We start from the raw sequence: 6,001 nt of genomic DNA on the forward strand, positions 1-6,001 counted from the left end.
GTTCGGTAATTGGGCCGTGTACATCAGGTTGCGCAGTTCGTGTTCGTCCATTGGCGAGGCTATCGTTAGGTTGGGAACGGCACGCAGCGCGGCAATGTCAAACACTCCGTGGTGCGATGGACCGTCTTCGCCAACCAGTCCTGCGCGGTCTAGGCACAGCACCACAGGCAAATTGAGCAACGCCGCATCGTGAATGATGTTGTCGTACGCGCGTTGCGAGAACGAACTGTATATGTTGCAGAATGGCATAAGCCCATCTTTGGCCATGCCCGCAGAGAAAGTTACGGCGTGTCCTTCGGCAATGCCCACGTCGAAAGCGCGGTTGGGCATGGCCTTCATCATGATGTTTAGCGAACATCCCGAGGGCATGGCTGGCGTAACACCCACAATCTTGGGGTTGGCTTGTGCCAATTCAACCAGAGTCTCGCCGAAAACGTCTTGGTAACGCGGCGGTTCGCCCGTGTTGTTGCATACTAGTCGTTCGCCCGTTGCAGGGTCGAACTTGCCAGGGGCATGCCAAATGGTGGCCGATTCTTCGGCTGGCTTGTAGCCTTTGCCTTTGGTGGTGTGCAGATGTAGTAGCTTTGGGCCGCGCATCAGTTTGAGTTGGCGTAGCTTTCGCACCACTTCTTTCACGTCGTGGCCGTCGAATGGGCCGAAGTAGCGTATGTTCATGCCCTCAAAGATGTTCTGTTGGTGGCTCAAAGCCGACTTCAAGGCGTTGTTCAGTCGCAGAATGCCCTTCTTGCGGTCGTCGTCCAGCCAGCCTTTGGCGTGCAACCATTGTGCAGCCTTAAAGCGTAGGCGGTTGTATGTTTCGTTGGTGTCGAGGTTCAGCAGGTATTTCTCCATGCCTCCAACGGCACGGTCGATGCTCATGTCGTTGTCGTTGAGCACGATGAGCAAGTCGTTGTCCGTAGACGACACGTTGTTAATGCCTTCGAAAGCCAATCCGCCACTCATCGCTCCGTCGCCAATCACGGCCACAACGTGGCGTTGTTGGTCGCCGCCTAGCTTGGCAGCCACGGCCATTCCTAATGCAGCCGAGATAGAGTTTGAGGCATGTCCGCAGGTAAACGTGTCGTAATGGCTTTCCATTGGCGTGGGAAAAGGGCGAATGCCGCCCAGCTTACGATTGGTGAAAAACTGCTCGCGCCTGCCCGTTAGCAGTTTATGGCCGTATGCCTGATGGCCTACGTCCCATACAATTCGGTCTTCGGGCGTGTCGTAAACGTAGTGCAGAGCAATGGTAAGCTCTACTACGCCCAGACTCGAAGCAAAGTGTCCGGGGTTCACCGACACCTCTTCTATAATCTCTTGGCGTAGCTCTTGGCACAGTTGAGGCAGCTGTTCAACATCTAGTTTGCGCAAGTCCTCTGGGTACCTAATCTTATCTAATAGCTCGAAACTGTTTTCTCCCACAATAAATTCTTGTTCAATTACGGCACAAAGGTACGGCTTTTAATCGAATTTCGATAACGCCGCATTCATTATTCGCCTACCAGGGTAACGTTTTTAATGTTGCGTTCCTGTTTGTCTTGCCTGTTGTGCGGCTCGCAGCGGTGGGTATGAAGGTGTTGTAAGTTGGCTGATGGCATTAAAATAAGTCTTAGTAGCGGTGCGGATGTAAAATAATAAGCCTTTTTGTTGCACAGCCCGAAAGTGTAGACTACCTTTGCATTTGGCTTGCTTACAGGCCTCATGGCCGAAAACAGAAAACAGTTAGATGCGCATAAGGCTACTCCTTATATATATAGCGGTTGGCTTATTGGCCGTTTCTTCTTTGCCAACACGCGCCGCCACATCGTCGGAACCGCGCCATTTGCTAAGCGACCCCGACACGTTACGCCAAGGAAAAGACCTTGGCGAGGTGGTTGTGGTGGCTCGCCGAAAGCTTATTCAGATGTGCAACGACACCACGCTTATCAACGTGGGCGGGCTACACACCAAGCGAGGCGGTAGCTTGGAGTATCTGTTACGCAAGGTTCCGGGCATGCGCTACGACCGAGTGACAGGCCGACTAACCTATAATGGCAAGCCACTTGTTAAGATTAACCTCAACGGCTCTACCTTCATGGGCAACAACATCGCACGAGCCTTGGCCGCCTTGCCTGCCGAGGCTGTGTCGCAACTTAAAATATACGACTTACTTTCTACCCTCGAAAAGGCCACGGGCATTACCGACGGATTACAAGAGCTAACGCTCGACATTCAGACTAAGGACGAATTTAACGGTGCCCTTACCACAAACGTTAAGGCCGAACATGGCACGCAGGGGCGACGTAACGACAGTGCGCTGCTTAATTGGTTGCGGTCTAACGGCGAAAGCTTGTCGTTTGGTGTGGCAAGCAGCAACTTGGAGAACACCACAGCCGGCAACGGCAATTATACAAATTCGGTATCCATCGACGGAAACAAGCATTTTGGCAAGCAATTAAAGCTTAACGCCAGTGCATCGCTTTACGATTTCCATCAAGAAATGTTTGGTTCCAGTTACAGTGAGGAGTATCTCACCACAGGAACACGAGCCGATGCCTCGACAAGTAGCACGAAGGGGCGCAACACCAGTGGCTCGCTGTGGTTCTTTTCCACTTACGAGATGTCTAAGCGCAGCCAACTCAACGTGAATTTTTCTGCCAGCCTATACGGCAACAAAAGCCAAAGTGCGCAAGAAACGCAGCTGTTCGACAAGCGGGCGCGCATAGACACCATAACGTTGGGTAACGAAGAGAGTTTTTCGCGCGGCCATTCCAACAGCTTTAGTGCCTCGGCCGACTTCACTCATGCGTTTGCCGAGGGGGGTACGGCATTGAGTATTGTGGGCCGAATGGATGCCAACAATGCCCAAAGCACCAGCAATTCGCACAGCAGAACGCATTATCGGCAATTGAAAAACAAGCAGGGAACCGACTCTTTGCAACTTCGAGCGTTGGAACAGCTATCGCCCACGCAGTCTAGACAAACATCTTTCACAGCACTGCTTACTCAGCCTTTGGGCAAAAATGTGCGCTTGCAGGCGGGTTGGGGCATTGTTGCGGCCAAGGATTACCGCAAGCAAGACACTTACGACAAGGCTGGGAACAACGGACAATGGGTAGATAGCCTTAGTAGCGAAAGCAGACTGACGTCTCTTGGGCAAGAGTTTCGACTGGCATTCAACTACGATAGCGAGCATCTTAGTGCCAATGGCGGCCTTACTTTGCTGCCACAGCGCAAGCGGTTTCATCAACGATACCACGGCGAAGAACGCGATACCACCTTACGACACGCCGACTTCAAGCCGATGGCGCATGTGCGGTGGCGTGGAAAGGGCATGAGTGTGCGCTTGGAATATTCGGGCTACACCTCGCAACCCAGTGCAGAGATGTTGCTCGCTTTCAGAAACACCACCGACCCTTTGGCTATTCGCGAAGGAAACCCAAACCTTAAACCCGCGTTCAACAGCATGTTCGACCTAGAATGGGAATACGAACGATGGGGACTTTCGCTAAGTGCCAACTTCCAAAACACGCTTAACGACTTTACCGAAGAGATGCGGCTCGACCGCCAGTCGGGTGCGCGCCACTATCGGCAAGTAAACATCAACGGCAACAACAGCTTTAACGCCAACTTGGGGTGGAACAAACAGCTGGGTTTATGGAACTTGGGGCTTAGCATGGCATTGGGTTTGCGGCGCGAAGTGTCGCTCAACGGAGATGAAACCGAGGCCGACGTGACGAAAAGCATTACCAAAATGCGTGAAGGAGAGGTACTCTTGCTATGTGGATTTGTGCCAAAATGGGGCGACATAACGTTTAGCGCACACTGGCAACCACGCTTTTCGCACAACATTCAGACACAGACGCGCACCAAAAACCATGATTTCTCGCTAAGCGTTAACGCTATGGCCGACTTGCCTTTCGACCTGGAACTCTCTACCGATGCCTCTTGTTACCTGCATCGGGGCACGATGACCAGCAGCGATGCCGACCAATGGCTGTGGAACATGTCGTTGGCTTGGAGTTTCCTTCCTAATAAGCAAGCCACCCTAACCCTTAGTTGGAACGACATTCTTAATCGTCGGCAAAGTCTCGAACGCACTGCATCGGCCACAGGATTTAACGAAAGCTATCGTCCCGTAATTAAAAGCTACGTGCTACTGTCGTTTAGCTACCAGCTTAACTTTAAGAAGAAGGAGGGTACACTAAGTCCAACAAATCAAGAATCTGCCAATCCATAAACTTAAATTGAACTCAAAACTTACGGCCTATCAACTCACTGGCTTATCATCTTACGAAAACCCAACAACTCCCGAATACATCAACTCACCAACTTACAAGATTACAAACTCATCGACTCATAAGCTTATCAACTCATCAACTTAAAAACTCAAAACTTAAATTGTTATTATTTATTTTACAATATCGTTCTAATTTTCACTCCGTTCTAGCGAAAATAATGGTCAAAAGGTAGGTAAATAGATACTGTTTTTAACCTTGCACGCTTTTTGTTTTGTCTATTTTAAGGGATATGGCCTGCATTTTGCACCATTTTGCCTTTCTAGTTTGCTTGCCAACCCATGATTATTTACGCCCAAATACATGCTTTTAGCTCCTAAAACTCCACTTTTTGACGGCTATTTTGTCCTTTCGAGGCATGTGTTTCATGATTCTAAGACGTTATATTTATACCATCACGGCGGATTTTTATGCTTATCATCTCGCATTTAGCAGCAAATCGCACTGCATTTAGCGGCAAAATACCTTGCATTTAGTACCAAAACGCCTTGCGTTTTGCACCAAAATAGCTTGCGTTTTGCACCAAAATGCACTGCGTTTTGCGGCATATTGCACAGTATCTTGCTGTAAATAGGCCCAAAACTGGTACAAATGGCGGTTCTTTTAAATAAAAATTCATTTTGCCGCATTCGCATAGTAGTCCCTTTTTGCATCAAAACTAACCTTCGCGAGAATCGATTATTTGGGGCAAGGTGCGCGGTTGGTGGCCAGGAAGGGCACTCATAATGTTAAAATTCGTACCGAAAAGCGGACATTTTTTAAGGATTGACGAATTGATTGGTTGACGAATGTTCCAGTAAACCAGTTAATGAATTTTCCGTTTGACCAGATAATGAACTTTCCAGTTGGCTGGTTGCAGTCGGGCTAGTTGGTGGGTGTGGACATTCTTTCGCCCTTCTTAGTTCGATGCGTTTGCGAGTTTGCTAATGTGCTAGTTGGTTCGTTAATGCGTTTACCCGTCGATGAATGGCAAGCTAATTTGGTTTGTTATGCAATTACCCAGTAGATTTGTTGGCTTTTGATAAAGGCAGTTAAGAGCAATACAAGGAACAACGATTGAACCTTTGCGGGGAATTTTTAGAACATGCCTTAACTCCTTGTAGCTTGCAAAAGCCAAAAAAATGGGGCAATGGCTTTCGTTTTCAAAATAAAATGACGATATTTGCATACTGCTTAGCAGTGGCCGAAGTTGCCGATGATAACAGCTGTTGGCACAAATGGCGGGCGAAAGCTGAAAAGACAGTAATTCAAGAACGTTTTTGGCGAGCCTGATGGGCAACGCCAAGCTGGCTTGGAGCATTGACCCTGGCGAGAAATTGGAAATCGCCTACACGGAGTGCTTGGCGAAGCGGAAAGGCAAAAACGCACTTTTGAAGAACAAGAAAACGAACAACAATACGCAAAAACATGAGCTATTTTAGAAGGATGCTTGCCTTGTCGGCCCTACTTGTGGTCGTTTTATCGGCAGCAGCACAAAAGAAATTCGCGGTTTACGCCGCAGGATTTTACAACCAAGAAAACCTGTTTGACACTTGCCACGACGAAGGCAAGCGCGATTACGAGTTTCTGCCAAGTGGCTCGTACAAGTGGAATGGCATGAAATACACCCACAAACTGCACAACATGGCACGCGCTTTGGCCGATATGGGTACCGATGTGCTGCCTGGAGTGGGGTGCGCCGTTATCGGATTGGCCGAGGTGGAGAACGCAAAAGTGCTGACCGA

General features: G+C 49.2%; 3 protein-coding genes. 2 read left to right on the forward strand and 1 reads right to left on the reverse strand.

All coding sequences use genetic code 11. From position 1 onward, the window contains the following. Positions 1-1,422, reverse strand: a 1,422-nt coding sequence (gene dxs / locus BN93_RS13740; protein ID WP_019188894.1) for a 1-deoxy-D-xylulose-5-phosphate synthase, incomplete at its 3' end; no start/stop codon positions are given. Between the two features lie 304 nt (positions 1,423-1,726). On the opposite strand from dxs, the gene BN93_RS13745 reads away from it, so the two are divergent. Both BN93_RS13745 and BN93_RS13750 read left to right on the forward strand, forming a co-directional pair. Then, on the forward strand, positions 1,727-4,219 hold the full coding sequence (locus BN93_RS13745; protein ID WP_019188896.1) for an outer membrane beta-barrel protein: 2,493 nt from the start codon (positions 1,727-1,729) through the stop codon (positions 4,217-4,219). Positions 4,220-5,684: 1,465 nt separating this feature from the next. Continuing rightward, a partial coding sequence (locus BN93_RS13750; protein ID WP_044260909.1) for an endonuclease/exonuclease/phosphatase family protein occupies positions 5,685-6,001 on the forward strand: 317 nt, incomplete at its 3' end.

The organism is Prevotella conceptionensis 9403948 (genome assembly GCF_000312305.1).
Lineage (GTDB): Bacteria > Bacteroidota > Bacteroidia > Bacteroidales > Bacteroidaceae > Prevotella > Prevotella conceptionensis.

Excerpts from the sequence above, each read along its gene's own strand:
- BN93_RS13745 (WP_019188896.1), top strand. The coding sequence starts at position 1,727 with ATGCGCATAAGGCTACTCCTTATATATATAGCGGTTGGCTTATTGGCC.